General features: G+C 51.5%; 15 protein-coding genes, 1 pseudogene and 1 other annotated feature. Of the genes and pseudogenes, 9 read left to right on the forward strand and 7 right to left on the reverse strand.

From position 1 onward, the window contains the following. Window positions 1-35: 35 nt before the first annotated feature. Entirely contained in the window at window positions 36-599 is a 564-nt protein-coding gene (locus tag ACXIZX_RS09830; protein ID WP_479404868.1) for a recombinase family protein, read from the reverse strand. Between the two features lie 690 nt (window positions 600-1,289). Between ACXIZX_RS09830 and yecR the strand changes: the two genes are divergently transcribed. Then, complete coding sequence (gene yecR, locus ACXIZX_RS09835; protein WP_479404073.1) at window positions 1,290-1,610, forward strand: YecR family lipoprotein; 321 nt, start codon at window positions 1,290-1,292, stop codon at window positions 1,608-1,610. A 25-nt stretch (window positions 1,611-1,635) separates the two neighbouring features. On the opposite strand, the gene ACXIZX_RS09840 is transcribed toward yecR, so the two are convergent. Together ACXIZX_RS09840 and ACXIZX_RS09845 are read right to left on the reverse strand one after the other, a co-directional pair. Continuing rightward, a complete protein-coding gene (locus tag ACXIZX_RS09840; RefSeq protein WP_283342800.1) occupies window positions 1,636-1,827 on the reverse strand; it encodes a hypothetical protein in 192 nt (63 codons plus the stop codon). A 142-nt stretch (window positions 1,828-1,969) separates the two neighbouring features. After that, the gene (locus ACXIZX_RS09845; protein WP_479404074.1) at window positions 1,970-3,628 is read right to left on the reverse strand and encodes a tyrosine-type recombinase/integrase; all 1,659 of its coding nucleotides are present in this window, start codon (window positions 3,626-3,628) and stop codon (window positions 1,970-1,972) included. Window positions 3,629-4,513: 885 nt separating this feature from the next. Here ACXIZX_RS09845 and ACXIZX_RS09850 point away from each other — a divergent pair. Beyond that, complete coding sequence (locus ACXIZX_RS09850) at window positions 4,514-5,170, forward strand: serine protease (protein WP_265298043.1); 657 nt, start codon at window positions 4,514-4,516, stop codon at window positions 5,168-5,170. Here ACXIZX_RS09850 and ACXIZX_RS09855 read toward each other — a convergent pair whose 3' ends face one another. Both ACXIZX_RS09855 and rnm read right to left on the reverse strand, forming a co-directional pair. Continuing rightward, window positions 5,171-5,791 (reverse strand): L-threonylcarbamoyladenylate synthase, encoded by a 621-nt coding sequence (locus tag ACXIZX_RS09855; protein WP_008106539.1) that lies wholly within the window; start codon window positions 5,789-5,791, stop codon window positions 5,171-5,173. A 12-nt stretch (window positions 5,792-5,803) separates the two neighbouring features. Beyond that, complete coding sequence (rnm, locus tag ACXIZX_RS09860) at window positions 5,804-6,688, reverse strand: RNase RNM (protein ID WP_061718779.1); 885 nt, start codon at window positions 6,686-6,688, stop codon at window positions 5,804-5,806. Window positions 6,689-6,842: 154 nt separating this feature from the next. After that, window positions 6,843-6,951 (forward strand) — a sequence feature (Trp leader region). 23 nt (window positions 6,952-6,974) lie between these two features. On the opposite strand from rnm, the gene ACXIZX_RS09865 reads away from it, so the two are divergent. The 5 genes and pseudogenes from ACXIZX_RS09865 to trpA all read left to right on the forward strand — a co-directional run bounded on the left by ACXIZX_RS09865 (window position 6,975) and on the right by trpA (window position 13,542). Next, window positions 6,975-8,537, forward strand: a complete 1,563-nt coding sequence (locus tag ACXIZX_RS09865) for an anthranilate synthase component 1 (protein WP_479404075.1) — start codon at window positions 6,975-6,977, stop codon at window positions 8,535-8,537. Beyond that, window positions 8,537-10,130, forward strand: a pseudogene (gene trpD, locus ACXIZX_RS09870) (bifunctional anthranilate synthase glutamate amidotransferase component TrpG/anthranilate phosphoribosyltransferase TrpD). The gene ACXIZX_RS09865 and the pseudogene trpD overlap by 1 nt, the downstream one beginning before the upstream one ends. A gap of 1 nt (window position 10,131) precedes the next feature. Beyond that, on the forward strand, window positions 10,132-11,499 hold the full coding sequence (trpCF, locus tag ACXIZX_RS09875) for a bifunctional indole-3-glycerol-phosphate synthase TrpC/phosphoribosylanthranilate isomerase TrpF (RefSeq protein ID WP_479404076.1): 1,368 nt from the start codon (window positions 10,132-10,134) through the stop codon (window positions 11,497-11,499). A 46-nt stretch (window positions 11,500-11,545) separates the two neighbouring features. After that, window positions 11,546-12,739: a tryptophan synthase subunit beta gene (gene trpB / locus ACXIZX_RS09880; protein WP_007892408.1), complete on the forward strand. Its 1,194-nt coding sequence runs from the start codon at window positions 11,546-11,548 to the stop codon at window positions 12,737-12,739. Further along, window positions 12,739-13,542 (forward strand): tryptophan synthase subunit alpha, encoded by an 804-nt coding sequence (trpA, locus tag ACXIZX_RS09885; RefSeq protein WP_479404077.1) that lies wholly within the window; start codon window positions 12,739-12,741, stop codon window positions 13,540-13,542. Before trpB ends, trpA begins: the two co-directional genes overlap by 1 nt. 13 nt (window positions 13,543-13,555) lie before the next feature. Here the strand turns inward: trpA and ACXIZX_RS09890 are convergent, their stop codons facing one another. After that, window positions 13,556-13,804 (reverse strand): hypothetical protein, encoded by a 249-nt coding sequence (locus tag ACXIZX_RS09890; RefSeq protein ID WP_479404078.1) that lies wholly within the window; start codon window positions 13,802-13,804, stop codon window positions 13,556-13,558. On the opposite strand from ACXIZX_RS09890, the gene ACXIZX_RS09895 reads away from it, so the two are divergent. Beyond that, window positions 13,791-14,105, forward strand: coding sequence for a BON domain-containing protein (locus tag ACXIZX_RS09895; RefSeq protein ID WP_479404079.1), 315 nt, complete (start codon window positions 13,791-13,793; stop codon window positions 14,103-14,105). The two genes, ACXIZX_RS09890 and ACXIZX_RS09895, sit on opposite strands and share 14 nt — an antisense overlap. Window positions 14,106-14,151: 46 nt before the next feature. On the opposite strand, the gene ompW is transcribed toward ACXIZX_RS09895, so the two are convergent. After that, window positions 14,152-14,784 (reverse strand): outer membrane protein OmpW, encoded by a 633-nt coding sequence (gene ompW / locus ACXIZX_RS09900; protein ID WP_479404080.1) that lies wholly within the window; start codon window positions 14,782-14,784, stop codon window positions 14,152-14,154. 244 nt (window positions 14,785-15,028) lie between these two features. Between ompW and ACXIZX_RS09905 the strand changes: the two genes are divergently transcribed. Continuing rightward, window positions 15,029-15,445 carry a YkgJ family cysteine cluster protein gene (locus ACXIZX_RS09905; protein WP_008106559.1) on the forward strand — a complete coding sequence of 139 codons (417 nt, stop codon included), beginning with the start codon at window positions 15,029-15,031 and terminating at the stop codon, window positions 15,443-15,445. Window positions 15,446-15,466: the final 21 nt, after the last annotated feature.

Genomic DNA, 15,466 nt, shown 5'->3' on the forward strand with positions numbered 1-15,466 from the left:
TTTTCACTTCGTCCGAGGCGTCTGCCGGGTATTTTTTATTTCCAATGGCGCTTAACTGTCGCTAGTGACACACCAATTTCTTCAGCAACTTTCGCCTGAGATAACCCTCTGGCTTTGGCAACCTGGACACTTCTATAAGTTTTCATTGCTGGTGGTCTGCCAAGTTTAACACCCGCTGCCTTAGCTCGGGCTAATCCCTCCTGAGTTCGCTCTATCAAACGATCCTTTTCGAACTGTGCGAACGCACTAAATACACCCAGCATCAAACGCCCTTCAGCACTTGTAAGATCTGATGTTGGTAGATCAAGACTCACCACTTTAATTCCTTTTGCAGTGAGCATTTCAAGAGTGCTCAGGACATCAATAGCCCCTCTTCCCAGTCTGTCCAACTTCAGCACTACCAGTTGATCACCTGCTTCAAGTTTATGCTCCACCAGCATCTTGAAGCCATTTCTCAACATAGCCGCCTGACTACCACTCACCTGTTCAGATACAACACGATTATCTGGAACGTCAAAGCCAGCTTTACGAATTGCTAATACCTGGTTTTCTGTCGTCTGCTCAGTAGTGCTAACACGGCAATATGCAAAAATTCTCATCCATCTCACCCCACTAGTATCATCTAATGTGCTCATTAAAGCACATGGCATCATAAATCATCAAATTCTATTTTTATGACACCAAATGCGTATCATTTTACTAGTATCTTAAAACGGTCGATTTGTGATACCACCAACAACCCACTTACGTTAGCTGAGAATAACCAAGATATTTGACGGGAGGTCTGACCAGAGATTGGCGGGGGTTAAAATTTGATGTTCGGCACTGATTAAGTGAGTTTGAATGAACGACTATTAGAGGGGGGGCGTCAAAATATTCCGGGTATGTGGCGGTAAACGCAAAATCCCGCCACAAGTGGAATCAATCTAAGCGAGACTTATTACGATTGACGTATGGATGAAATTCACCGTGTGTCAATCTTGTTTTGCCAAGTTGGTGTTTAAGCTCTGTCCCCATCGTTCGCAGAATTGTGCGATTTGATTCAGTTTCTCGCTTATTTACTTTACGTGCGTGATAGTTCATTTCGTGATCTTCCGAAAAGTTCACATACTCATGATCGCTCATTGGCATATAAATTCCCTCTATCCTATTGATAAGTAACATTTAAAACCAAATACAAAACAACAATGAGATATTTCTTAAATATTGTGTATTTTTCGTTTAGGATTAGCAATCCTTTAGGGTGCGAATGTGTATTTTCATTACAATAAGTTTCAAGGATTGTGATCATGAACAAGAAAAGAGCTATTATTGCTTTGGCAGTTACTCTTCTGGCAGGATGCGCGGCTCAAAAACAGATGGTGCCAACTGGAGGAAGTAAATCGGATGGCACAGTGCGGATGAGTTATAGCTATGGAATGTTCGAGAAGCCAGTTATAGATCCTCAACAAGGGATGGCAGCAGCTAAACAACGCTGTGCAGCTTGGGGTTATAATGGTGCCGAACCATTTGGGGGCTTCACTTCTCAGTGTTCGCAGCCTTCTTCTTCAGGCTGTATGGAAACCACTGTTACTGTTGAATATCAATGCACAGGCGATATCAAGAAATAAACTGAGGGGCTTAAGCCCCTTTTGCTTATGTGACTGGTTCAACCGAGATGATCGAATATGATGCCATACCTGACTTATGGAAACGCGCAGTGTCTCGCCTGACCACTTCATGCACCTCTTCAGGAGTTGGCTCAGTCTCACTATCAAATAAAATCTCTTCTTGCTTGGATAGATTACCATCGCGCCGTTCATAGGTGATTTTGTATGTGGTGCCCATCCCAACCTCCAGCTTTAAGTTCATTCATTTCAAAGTAAAAGGCAAAGACATCATACGTTTCAACCTTGATGTAAACATTGCACTGATAATCAGAGTTAAGCCATTTGAACAGAACCAGTTCGAAATAGAATTGATCAGAGGGTCAGCACCAGTTAACTCCATCAACGACAGGAAGCAATTCTTCTAGTGTTGGTTCATGGGTGTATCTGGCAGTGATGCCAAGAGAATCAGTCAGACTATGGCCTACTACAAGTTGAACTAAAACATGAGAACAGTGTTTTACCGCCTTCGTAATAAAGGAATGGCGTATTGAATGCACCCGGCGCTTTTGACCCTTCTCGTTGAGATCTGGCGCATTGCATTTGTGCATAATCTCCACCCAAGCATCTGTAACCTGAGTGTAATATGGGAATTTGGGGAAAAGTCTTGCTGTGGCTGCTTTACCTTCTGCCAGCTTCGTTAGAATCCCTTCAATGTTCTTATGAACGGGTATCTGACGTTGAGCGTGATCCGTCTTACCACCATCAATGAAGAGATATTTACGTCCTGTCTGTTCATCGGTTCGCAGTTGCCCTACTTTCAGATCAGCAATCTCGCCACGCCGCGCCCCTGTGTAACACAGAGTGAGGAAGTAAGCCTTACGCCAGTCATCATCAGATAACTTCTCCAGGTGCGATACAAGGCGTTTCATCTCCGGGTAAGAGAAGCTACCGCCCCTGTTTTCCTTCACTTCTAGTTTGATTCCTTCAGTTGGTGCCAAAGTCAGAATATCTTTCTCATCCTTCAAGAACACTTTGAAGAATGAACTGTAGATCTTGAGATGCTTCTTGACCGTAGCACTACTGATCAAATCCTCTTCAGGCACATCATAATCAATGCACTCTTGCAGAGTCATAGTCTTGTAAGGATGTCCAAAGCGTTTAGGTAATAAGCTGACAACTTCCAGCGTCTTCCGAATGTCCTGCTTAGTGATCGAGGTTACAGGCACATCCCCAACGACATGCAACAACACTTCATAGATTCGCCTGTTCTCATGATCAATAGCCTTCACCCACTGGCTACCCTTCTCTTTAACGAATATGGCCCAGGCTTCAGAAAGTGGCATTGATTCTTCAACTTGTGTGACTTCTGAATTCTCAGTTGTGGCAGTGGTGAGAGGCAGGATTTGTCCCTGTAATGCATCCACTAATTGTTGATAGCGGAGCAAGTCATTTCTATAAAATGCCTCATAAGCCTGATAGACAAGCGATCTGCTCATTTCAATTTTAGATGCCGCTGAGTGCCCTTCATCGTCGTCATCAGATAAGCCGATCCCTTGGTGTTTGAAGAAGTACTGCATCATTTTGAACATTTGATCGTTGCCAGTTGCAAGGCGTTGATGCGCTATTGATGCATAGGCTGCTGCATCTTCTGCACTCCGCTCAATGGACAACGGTGCATCAGGGAACAATTTCTTACTCCATCTACCCAGTTCAGGCAGTCTCTGAGCTTCAGCTAACCCATCTTGCAGCCATTCGAGCACATAAGAATCTAGATCACGTTTTGTTGCCTGACGGAAACCTTCAATGTGCTTCTGAAATTCTTCAACAGGCATACGCCCGGATTGCACTAGGGGGATCAGTGGAGTTAGTCGCCCCATTGAGATTTGGGCTTCTTTGAGGGAGTCAGTGCCAAGAGATTGACGGAAGAACTTACCGGACGGTAGCCGAAAGTTTACATAGAAGGTGTTGCCACGCTTTGTTGTGAATTTGGGTTTGTTGTCCACTTTCTTCGGTTTGTTGTTCGTCTGAATGTTGCCCATTATGTTCACCTTAATGTTGTAAAATCAACAACTTAGAAATTAAGGTGAGGCTAACCCTATGATTTTCAGCGCTTTTTCGTATGCCTTCCCAGGCGTCGTGGTAAGAAGAGGTACGATACAGGGATTACCAATTCCCATATCAGAATCTGTTACCGCTCTGCATCGCTGCTGCAATCTCAGACGGCCCGCGATTTTACACTAACGCAAGTTTTGTTAACACCTTTTCCTTTGCTGCCGATAACAGAGGGTCCGTTAAAAACGGCTTAATTAGCACCACGACAATAAACATTCAGCTGACTGATAGATCGATCTCATTTTTGTCATCAGCATTCACGCCAAGTCACTGAAATATTGTTACTTGCCCCTTACCGTTCCCGCCTGAATCTGCGCCCGACTTAAGCCACCTGATACATTAGCGCTTCGCAAGACTGCCAGGACAGTATTGCGCGCCATGCTTAAGGATAATCACAAACTTTAAATCTAGTTCAAAATCACAAAACAGCATAAAACACTATTTAATGGCGTTAAATAAGCCCTTTTCCGGTAATAAATATAAATTGATAGTTTATTGGCACTACAGGTTGGATTAAGTCTGTATTTTTGTATTTTTTGATTAATATTAAATTTGATGAATTGTTCTGAAGAAAAAACTGTGTAAAATTTAAGCCTGAAATCCAGTGAGTCGTCATAATAACATAGCTTTTATTTACTATTTATATTCGTTCAACTAACAAACCATTAACGAACACTGTGTAATTTCACTGATATTATAAACCGGCGCGCGCGGGATTTGACGCGTTTATTCATTTACGGAATGAATTTAATTTGCATGTCGAAAGTCTTCACCAGGGATTTTACGGGCATGCTTTAATGAAGATCACTGCCATGAAAACCTCTCTGCTTTGGCCTGCGCTTGCTGCGCTGGCACTGAGCGGTTGTTCCGTGGGCCACACTGAGTACAGTCGTACTGCGATGCAACACGTTGATATGAGCGTGACTGGCATCCCGACTGTGCTGGGTTTAGGCATCCTCGGCACAACCATTCCTTTGACGCCAGAATACAGCCTGACGGCGGCGCACGTGGCAAAAACCGCCGTGCAGCGCGTGAAGGCTTATCATCCCTATTGCGACGTCGCGATTATTTATCATAAGAATAGCCCAGAAACGCTGGCTAAATTCCGCAGCGGTGCGATTGGTGAACCGATTAAAATGTACGGTTACAGCTTTATTTCCGCTATGCCGGTGGAATCGAGCGGCGTTAATTTAGCGCGCACCGCAATTACCAATAAATGGAATAAAAAGCCCTGCATGGCGATGGCATCTAATGCTGGTGTTGTGCAAGGAATGTCAGGTGGCGCGGTATATAATGCTGACCAAACTATTGGCGGCGTGATTGTCGGTTATAGCCACGAAATATCTAACGTGCGCAGCAAGAAAGTCATTTTAAAAGATGTCTCGCTGTATATTCCGTACGGGGATTTTAAAAAATGGCTGGAATCCAATATTGGTCAGACGCAGAACGCCACGCCTGACCATGCATGATTACTCGAACGGGCGCGTGTCACCGACGCCTTCGCGCACCACCACTGGCGCATCGCTGGTGAGATCAATCACCGTGGTCGGCTGCTGTCCCAGCGTGCCGCCATCGATGATCAGATCCACCAGCTTGCCAATGCTGTACTGAATTTCTTCCGGATCGGATTCGGTAAAATCGTTGCCCGGCAACATCAGCGAAGTCGACATCATCGGTTCGTTGAGGCGCTCCAATATTGCCAGCGCTACCGGATTGGACGGCACGCGCAGACCGATGGTTTTACGTTTGTCATTCATCAAACGACGCGGCACTTCTTTCGTCGCCTTCAAAATGAAGGTGTAATTGCCCGGCGTATTATTTTTCAGGATGCGAAACGCGGAGTTATCCACCTGCGCGTAAGTCGATAGCTCCGACAAATCGCGACACATCAGCGTGAAGTTGTGATTGCCATCCAATTGGCGAATGCGACAAATGCGCTCCATGGCATTTTTCTCTTCCAGACGACAACCCAGCGCATAGCCAGAATCGGTTGGATAAACAATCACGCTGCCTTTGTTCAGATAATCAACGGCCTGATTCACTAAGCGCGGCTGCGGATTGTCGGGATGAATGTGAAAATATTGACTCATAAAAACCTCATATCACCTGTCTGCAACAGCAATGCTGGGCGCCAACTCGGGGAAGCGTTCCCAAACCGGCTCCACGCCGCCCGGTAACCATAACTTGCGTCCCAGTTCTATCCACGGACAAGGTTGGTGGAAATCTGATCCCTGCGACCCGGCTAACTGATGGTCACGCGCATAGGTTGCCAGCTGCGTGCGCTCGTTTGGCGCTTGCTGACACTGCGCGACTTCCATGGCATCGCCGCCCACGTCGGCAAAATGCGCAATCAGCCGCTTTAACCATTTAGCCGACAAACCATAACGACCGGGATGCGCCAAAACGGCATAGCCGCCAGAATGATGAATAGCATCAATGGCTTGTTTGATTGTACACCATTGCGGAGGCACGTAGCCGGTTTTCCCGCGCGCCAGATAATTCTTGAACACCTGCGCCATATTATCGGCTTTGCCAATCTCCACCAGATAACGCGCAAAATGGCCACGCGTAATCAGGCCGCCTTGTGCCAGACGTTGGGCCCCGGCCAGCGCATCAGGAATACGCGCGCGCTCAAGGCGTTCGGCAATTTGCTGCGCACGATCCACACGCGTCTGATGCTGCTGCGCGAGGAATTCAGTCAACGCGGGATGCTGGCAATCGACATTCAGCCCCACAATGTGGATTTCGTGGTTTTCCCATAAGGTTGACGCTTCTAAACCGGCTAGCACGCGAATCGGCAGATCCTGTTGCACCACTGCCGCCTGCGCTTCTGCCACGCCCGCCACCGTGTCGTGATCGGTGATCGCCAGCACGCCGACTTTCATCTCAACCGCACGCTGCACCAGCGCGGTTGGCGTTAATAAGCCGTCAGAAGCCAGCGTATGGCTGTGTAAATCATAAAGGGGAAAACGTGCGATGTCCGACAAGATAACTCCAGCAACTGCATAAACCGGCAGGCATGATAACGATTTTGTCCCTGGCTGAAAAAGGGTATTGACATTTTTCGCCCGAACCAGTTAACTAGTACACAAGTTCACACGTAACGGGTATTTAATCATGACTATTTTCGGTACGCTTTTAAATGGTTGGTGGCGCGAAGATCCCTTTATCGGGCGACATCGTCGTGCACAACTCGCGTAACCGCAGTGCAGATTGATACCTAAGCCCGCCACCGAGCGGGCTTTTTTTTGAGCGAAATTCAGAGAATCCATTATGGCTATTGCGAAACCTACATTGAAGTTGATAACCGGTACCGCGCCCTACCGCGAAGATCCGGCCGCAGTGTTTCATCAGTTATGCGGCGCACGTCCAGCAACTCTGCTGCTTGAATCCGCTGATATCGACAGCAAACAAAACCTGAAAAGCCTGTTAATCGTCGATAGCGCGCTGCGCGTCAGCGCGCTGGGCAACATCGTCACCATCAAAGCGCTGTCGGAAAATGGTCGCGCCATCTTGCCGCTGCTGGACGAAGCGCTGCCATCTGAAGTGCGCATCGACGTGCGCCCCGATGGCCGCGAGCTCCATTTCACTCAGCCGCAAGGTATGCAGGACGAAGATTCCCGCCTGAAAGCCCTTTCGGTTTTTGATGCGCTGCGCCTGATTCCGCAACTGGTGAACAGCCCGGAAGAGGAACGCGAAGCGATGCTGCTCGGTGGCTTGTTCGCCTACGACCTGGTAGCGGGTTTCGAAGATCTGCCGGAGCTGCGTAACGAACAGCGTTGCCCGGATTACTGCTTCTATCTGGCCGAAACTTTGCTGGTGATCGACCATCAGCAACGCACGGCGCGCCTGCAGGCCAGCTTGTTCAGCCCATCGACCAGCGAGTTCCAGCGTCTGCAAGGCCGCATCGAACAACTGCGCGGCCAGATGACGCAAGCTGCGCCAGCATTGCCGGTCCAGCGCGTCGAGCAAATGACGCTGAGCACCAGTCAAAGCGACGAAGAGTATTGCAACGTGGTACGTGAGATGCAGGAAGCGATTCGCATCGGCGAAATCTTCCAGGTTGTCCCTTCGCGTCGCTTCTCGCTGCCGTGTCCTTCTCCACTGGCCGCTTACGACACGCTGAAAAACAGCAACCCAAGCCCTTATATGTTCTTTATGCAGGATCAGGACTTCGCATTGTTTGGCGCCTCGCCAGAAAGCTCACTGAAATATGACGCGACCTCGCGCCAGATTGAGATTTACCCGATTGCCGGCACACGCCCACGCGGCCGCCATGCTGATGGCTCGCTGGATCGCGATCTCGACAGCCGCATTGAACTGGAAATGCGCACCGATCATAAAGAGATGGCCGAACACCTGATGCTGGTGGATTTAGCGCGTAACGATTTGGCGCGCATCTGCGTGCCGGGCAGCCGCTACGTGGCTGACCTGACCAAAGTGGACCGCTACTCGTTCGTGATGCATCTGGTGTCACGCGTGGTCGGCACGCTGCGCGCAGATCTCGACGTGCTGCACGCGTACCGCGCCTGCATGAACATGGGCACGCTGAGTGGTGCACCAAAAGTACGTGCGATGCAGCTGATTGCCGGGAAAGAAGGCACACGTCGCGGCAGCTACGGCGGCGCAGTGGGCTATTTCACCGCTAACGGCGATCTGGATACCTGCATCGTTATCCGCTCTGCGTGGGTCGAAGACGGTGTCGCCACCGTGCAAGCCGGTGCCGGTGTGGTACTGGATTCACAGCCACAGGCAGAAGCGGACGAGAGCCGCAACAAAGCGCGCGCGGTATTGCGTGCCATCGCAACAGCCCATCACTGCAAGGAGATTTTCTGATGGCCGATATCCTGCTGCTCGATAACATCGACTCCTTTACTTACAACCTCGTTGATCAGCTGCGTACCTTCGGCCACAACGTGGTGATTTATCGCAACAACGTGCCCGCTGAAGTGCTGATTGAACGCCTGCAGCAGATGGAAAATCCGATTCTGATGCTGTCGCCGGGTCCGGGCGCGCCGAAAGATGCCGGTTGCATGCCAGATTTACTGCAAGCGCTGCGCGGTCGCCTGCCGATTATCGGGATTTGCCTCGGTCATCAGGCGATTGTTGAAGCATACGGCGGACATGTCGGCCAGGCTGGCGAGATCCTGCACGGCAAAGCGTCTTCTATTACCCACGATGGCGAAGGCATGTTCGCGGGCCTGAGCAATCCGCTGCCGGTGGCACGTTATCACTCGCTGGTGGGCAGCAATACGCCAGCCGAATTGACCGTTAACGCCAGCTACAACGGCATGGTGATGGCCGTGCGCCACGATGCCGACCGAGTGTGTGGCTTCCAGTTCCACCCCGAATCCATTCTCACCACCCAGGGCGCGCGCTTGTTAGAACAGACGTTGGCCTGGGCGCTGGCGAAGTAATAGGGAGATTATGATGCAAACTATTCTGGAAAAACTTTATCAGTCCGAGACGCTGAGTCAGGGCGAAAGCCACCAGCTATTTAGCGCCATTATCACCGGTCAGCTGGAGCCGACGCAGTTAGCCGCCGCGCTGATCGCCATGAAAGTCCGTGGCGAACGTCCGGAAGAGATCGCTGGTGCCGCTTCCGCGTTGCTGGCCGATGCGAAACCGTTCCCGCGTCCGGATTACACCTTTGCCGATATCGTGGGTACCGGCGGTGACGGCAGCAACAGCATCAATATTTCTACCGCCAGCGCCTTTGTCGCGGCAACTTGTGGCCTGAAAGTGGCGAAGCACGGCAATCGCAGCGTCTCCAGCAAATCTGGATCGTCCGATCTGCTGGCAGCATTTGGCATCAATCTGGATATGCCTGCTGAGCAGGCACGCCAGGCGCTGGACGATCTCAACGTCTGCTTCCTGTTTGCCCCGCAGTATCACAGCGGTTTTCGTCACGCGATGCCGGTACGCCAGCAGTTGAAAACCCGTACGATCTTTAACGTGCTGGGGCCGCTGATCAATCCCGCGCGTCCACCTCTGGCGGTGATTGGCGTTTATAGCCCAGAACTAGTGCTGCCGATCGCCCAAACGCTGAAAGTGCTCGGCTATCAACGTGCCGCGGTTGTACATGGCGGCGGCATGGATGAAGTGGCGTTGCATAGCCCAACGCAGGTCGCTGAGCTGCGTGATGGCGAAATCACCGGCTATCAGCTGACGCCAGAAGACTTCGGTTTTGGCTTCCATGATAAAGACGCGTTGGCAGGCGGCACGCCGGAAGAAAACCGTGACATTCTGACCCGTTTACTCCAGGGTAAAGGCCAGCCCGCCCATGAGCAGGCGGTTGCGGTGAACGTCGCAATGTTACTGAAAGTGTTCGGAAATGAAGATTTGCGCGACAACGCACAACGCGCCATCGCTGCCATTCGCAGCGGACAGGCCTACGAGCGCGTTGTCGCTCTGGCAGCGAGAGGATGAGATGAGTATTAAGGGCACTGTTTTAGAGAAAATCGTACAAGATAAAGCCGTCTGGGTTGAAGCGCGCAAAGCACAGCAGCCGCTGGCCACCTTCCAGAACGATTTACAGCCTGCGGAACGTCATTTTTACGATGCACTGCGTGGCTCACGCACCGTATTCATCCTGGAATGCAAAAAAGCCTCGCCTTCCAAAGGGCTAATTCGCGAGGATTTTGATCCCGCAACTATTGCTGGCGTTTACCGTCACCACGCTTCTGCGGTATCGGTGTTAACCGATGAAAAATACTTCCAGGGCGATTTTGCGTTCCTGCCGATTGTCAGCGCCGCCATCACGCAACCGGTGTTGTGCAAAGACTTCATCATCGATCCGTACCAGATCTATCTGGCGCGCCATTATCAAGCTGATGCCATCCTGCTGATGTTGTCGGTGCTGGATGATGAGCAATATCGTCAGCTCGCCGCTGTGGCGCACAGCCTGAAAATGGGCGTGCTTACCGAAGTGAGTAATGAAGAAGAGATGGAACGTGCCATCGCGCTGGAGGCCAAAGTTGTCGGCATTAATAACCGTGACCTGCGCGACCTGTCGATCGACCTGAACCGCACACGTCAATTAGCGCCGCGTCTCGGACATGGCGTCACCGTCATCAGCGAATCCGGCATCCACAATTACGCGCAGGTGCGTGAATTGAGCCACTTCGCTAACGGCTTCCTGATTGGCTCCGCGCTGATGGAAGAAACGGATCTCACCGCTGGCGTTCGTCGCGTGTTGCTTGGCGATAACAAAGTCTGTGGCCTAACCCGCGCTGAAGATGCGCGTGCAGCGCAGGAAGCTGGCGCCATTTACGGTGGCTTGATCTTCGCTGAAGGCTCGCCGCGTAAAATCAGCATTGAACAGGCGCAGTTGGTTCAGGCTGCTGCCCCGCTGAAGTATGTTGGCGTGTTCCGCAACAACGCTTTAAGTGACATTGTCACGCTTGCGGAGACGTTAAAACTGGCCGCAGTACAATTGCACGGCGATGAAGATCAGGCGTTTGTCGCACAACTGCGTCAGGCGCTGCCAGCAGACACTAAAATCTGGAAAGCGCTGAGCATCAAAGATCACTTACCTGCGCGCGACTGGCCGCACGTCGATCGCTACGTGTTCGATAACGGCCAGGGCGGCACCGGCCAGCGTTTCGATTGGTCACTGCTGCAAGGCCAGGATCTCAGCAACGTATTGCTGGCCGGTGGCTTAAGCGCTGACAACTGCGTTGAAGCCGCGCAGTTGGGCTGTGCCGGCCTCGATTTCAACTCCGGCGTAGAATCTGCGCCAGGCATTAAAGATGCCAGCAAAGTCGCGGCGGTATTCCGCACGCTGCGCGCCTATTAATTTCGCTTGCCCGCCATCGCGCGGGCCGAATAAGGAAGATGAAAAAATGACCACGTTATTGAATCCCTATTTTGGCGAGTTTGGCGGCCAATATGTGCCGCAAATCCTGATGCCAGCTTTGCGCCAGCTGGAAAATGCGTTTGTTGAAGCGCAGCGCGATCCCGAGTTTCAGGCCGAGTTTACTGACCTGCTGAAAAACTACGCTGGACGCCCAACGGCTTTGACGCTGTGCAGCAACCTGACCAAAGGCACCAAAACCCGCCTCTATCTGAAGCGTGAGGATTTGCTGCACGGTGGCGCGCACAAAACCAACCAGGTGCTAGGTCAGGCGCTGTTGGCCAAGCGTATGGGTAAAAACGAGATCATCGCGGAAACCGGCGCCGGTCAGCACGGCGTGGCGTCAGCGTTAGCCTGTGCCCTGCTGGGTATGAAGTGCCGCATCTATATGGGCGCGAAAGATGTTGAACGTCAGTCACCAAACGTATTCCGTATGCGTTTGATGGGCGCGGAAGTGATTCCAGTGCATAGCGGCTCAGCCACGCTGAAAGATGCTTGTAACGAGGCGCTGCGCGACTGGTCTGGCAGCTACGAGACCGCGCACTACATGCTCGGCACCGCCGCCGGCCCGCACCCGTTCCCGACTATCGTACGTGAATTCCAGCGCATGATTGGCGAAGAGACCAAAGCCCAGATTCTGGAGCGCGAAGGTCGTTTGCCCGATGCAGTGTTAGCCTGCGTGGGCGGTGGTTCGAACGCTATCGGCATGTTCGCTGACTTCATCGAAGAAGAAAGCGTTGGCCTGATCGGCGTTGAGCCGGCGGGTCACGGAATCGAAACCGGTGAACACGGTGCGCCGCTCAAACACGGTCGCGTCGGGATCTACTTCGGCATGAAAGCGCCGATGATGCAGACCGAAGAGGGTCAGATTGAAGAATCCTACTCCATCTCTGCGGGTCTGGACTTCCCATCGGTGGGACCTCAGCATGCGCATCTGAACAGTATCGGCCGCGCGGAATATGTTTCGATCACCGATGATGAAGCGCTCAGCGCCTTCAAAGAGCTGTGCCGTGCTGAAGGGATTATTCCTGCACTCGAATCCTCACACGCGCTGGCACATGCGCTGAAAATGATCCGCGAGAATCCGGAAAAAGAGCAGCTGCTGGTAGTTAACCTTTCCGGACGCGGCGATAAAGACATCTTCACCGTTCACGATATTTTGAAAGCCAAGGGAGAGATCTGATGGAACGTTATAATCAGCTGTTTCAACGTCTGTCGGCGCAGAAAGAAGGCGCGTTCGTCCCCTTCATTACCCTCGGCGATCCTTCACCTGAACTGTCGCTGAAAATTATCGATACTTTGGTGGAAGGCGGTGCGGACGCGTTAGAGCTCGGTATTCCGTTCTCTGATCCGCTGGCCGATGGCCCAACTATTCAGGGCGCGACGCTGCGTGCCTTTGCTTCCGGCACCACCGTGGCGCAGTGTTTTGAAATTCTGGCGACCGTGCGTCAGAAATATCCCGACCTGCCGATTGGCTTGCTGATGTACGCCAATCTGGTGTTCAGCAAAGGTATCGATAACTTTTATGCACAGTGTGAAGCGGTGGGCGTCGATTCCGTGCTGGTTGCTGATGTGCCGCTGGAAGAGTCTGCGCCGTTCCGTCAGGCTGCCATGCGCCACAATGTGGCACCGATCTTTATCTGTCCGCCAAATGCCGACGATGAACTACTGCGCGAGATTGCTGCGCACGGTCGCGGATATACCTATCTGCTGTCACGCGCAGGCGTCACCGGTTCAGAAAATCGTGCCAGCCTGCCGCTGCATCACCTGATCGAAAAACTGCGTGAGTTTAACGCTGCGCCACCGCTGCAGGGCTTTGGTATCTCTGAGCCTGGCCAGGTGAAAGAAGCGATCGCTGCGGGTGCGGCGGGCGCCATTTCCGGCTCGGCGATTGTGAAAATCATTGAGCGTAATCAGAATGATCCGGCAACGCTGCTCAGCGAGCTGAAAGCCTTTGTGAGCAGCCTGAAAGCAGCCACTCGCTAAATCCTTCAAGGCCTTATTCCCGCGCGGATAAGGCCTTTTTACCGTCATAAACCTCCCCCCTGCTCATTTTCTCGGCCACTCTCAGCTTTTCATATCCAGCTAAAACTGGGATTGGATCAATAAGTGGCAAAAAATCCCTATTTCTCACTTTTTCGCACGTGCCGATTTGCCGATTTGGTTTCTCCAGACCACAATTAACTGCGCCGCCCCATTGCGGCGAAACATCATCTAAGACAGGGAGATAACCAATGAATTTTTTCAAAGTCGTTGCAGGATTTATGATGGCTGCGGTAATGGCGCTGACTCTTAGTGCGTGTGCACCCACAGCAACCAAAGAAGGCACTGGCGGTTACATCGACGATACCGTGGTAACCACCAAAGTTAAGGCTCAGCTATTGAATGACGAGTCGCTGAAATCGACCGAAATCAATGTTGAAACCTTCAAGGGTAAAGTTCAGCTGAGCGGTTTTGTCAGCTCACCGCAGATGGCAAATCGCGCTGTTGCCGTAACGCGTAGCGTGGCAGGCGTGAAATCTGTGGTTAACAATATGCAGATCAAATAACACCACGGGCGACCTTCTGGTCGCCCGCTTCATTTCTGCTTGCCGATTAGAAACGATATCCCGCACCAAAGAAGAACACCCACGGATCGATACGCGTGTTGATGTTTTGCTGCTCACCACCGGCTTTGAATTTCACTTCGGTATCAATATCCATGTACCACAGCGATGCGTTCAGCAGCCAGTCGCGGTTGATTTGATAATCCAGACCAACCTGGCCCGCCATGCCCCACGAGTCTTTTACGCTCAGGTCGCTTAAGCCGGCATCCTGTCCAGTCTGATTGAATTTGGCATCATAGAAGGTGGTGTAGTTAATACCGACGCCAACATACGGGCGGACTTTGCTTTTGCTATCAAAGAAATAGTACTGCGCCATTAAGGTTGGCGGCAGCTGGCGCACGGTGGCCAGATTTCCGGTGGCGCCCAGTCCAACCTTATGACGAAACGGTGTGGCGGCCAGCAGCTCAACGCCGATGTTATCCGTCGCCATATAGGTAAAAGTTAAACCCAGTTGCGTATCGTTGCTGACGTTAAAGCCGCCCATACCCAGCACATTGTCAGAGCCTTCGGTCGGACGGACGGTGGCGCTACCTGCGCGCATAAAGAAATCACCGGCTTCATGAGCCAGAGCCAGTTGCGGAATTGCCAGCGCCATCAGCAGTGCGCATTTTGCCAGTTTCATAATCACTCCTTTGCCAAAAAAATGGGTCTCGATGTTGAATGCGGCACAACATTTACCCCTTTTTTGGTAAAAGATCATCTGCATCAATCTAAATTAATCACTTAAAAAACAATGGATTGATTCAGATCAATTTTGGCCTTACACCGCGTAATAAAAGTCCGCTTGCGAAAATTTTTCGCCGTGATTATTTTACCTTTCCCCTGTGTGATTTTGGTTCGATGCCTTAGAGGTGGCGGGCGATCAGATGAGCGATTTACTAAACCCTTGTGTAACCTGTGGCGCATGCTGCGCGCATTTCCGTGTTTCTTTTTACTGGGCCGAAGCCGATGATGGCGCCGGTGCCGTTCCCGTTGAATTAACCGAGCCGTTAGGCCTGTTTATGCGCAATATGCGCGGCACCAACCAACACCAACCGCGCTGTGTTGCGCTAGAGGGAGAGGTCGGCGGCTGCGTCTCCTGCGGCATTTATCAGCAGCGTCCGTCACCTTGCCGGGAGTTTTCAATGTCCGGCGAGAACGGTGAACTGAACGAAGCCTGCGATCGCGCCCGTGCTCGCTATGGTCTTCCTGCGCTTTTTCACCCTTCTTTACCTGTTATGACAGAAAGTTATCCCAATGCGGGTGCCAGCACGCCAGTAGAACATGTACAATCGCCGGGTTAATTAATCCGGTTCTTTCAAGGA

This window comes from Candidatus Pantoea symbiotica, from assembly GCF_056491525.1.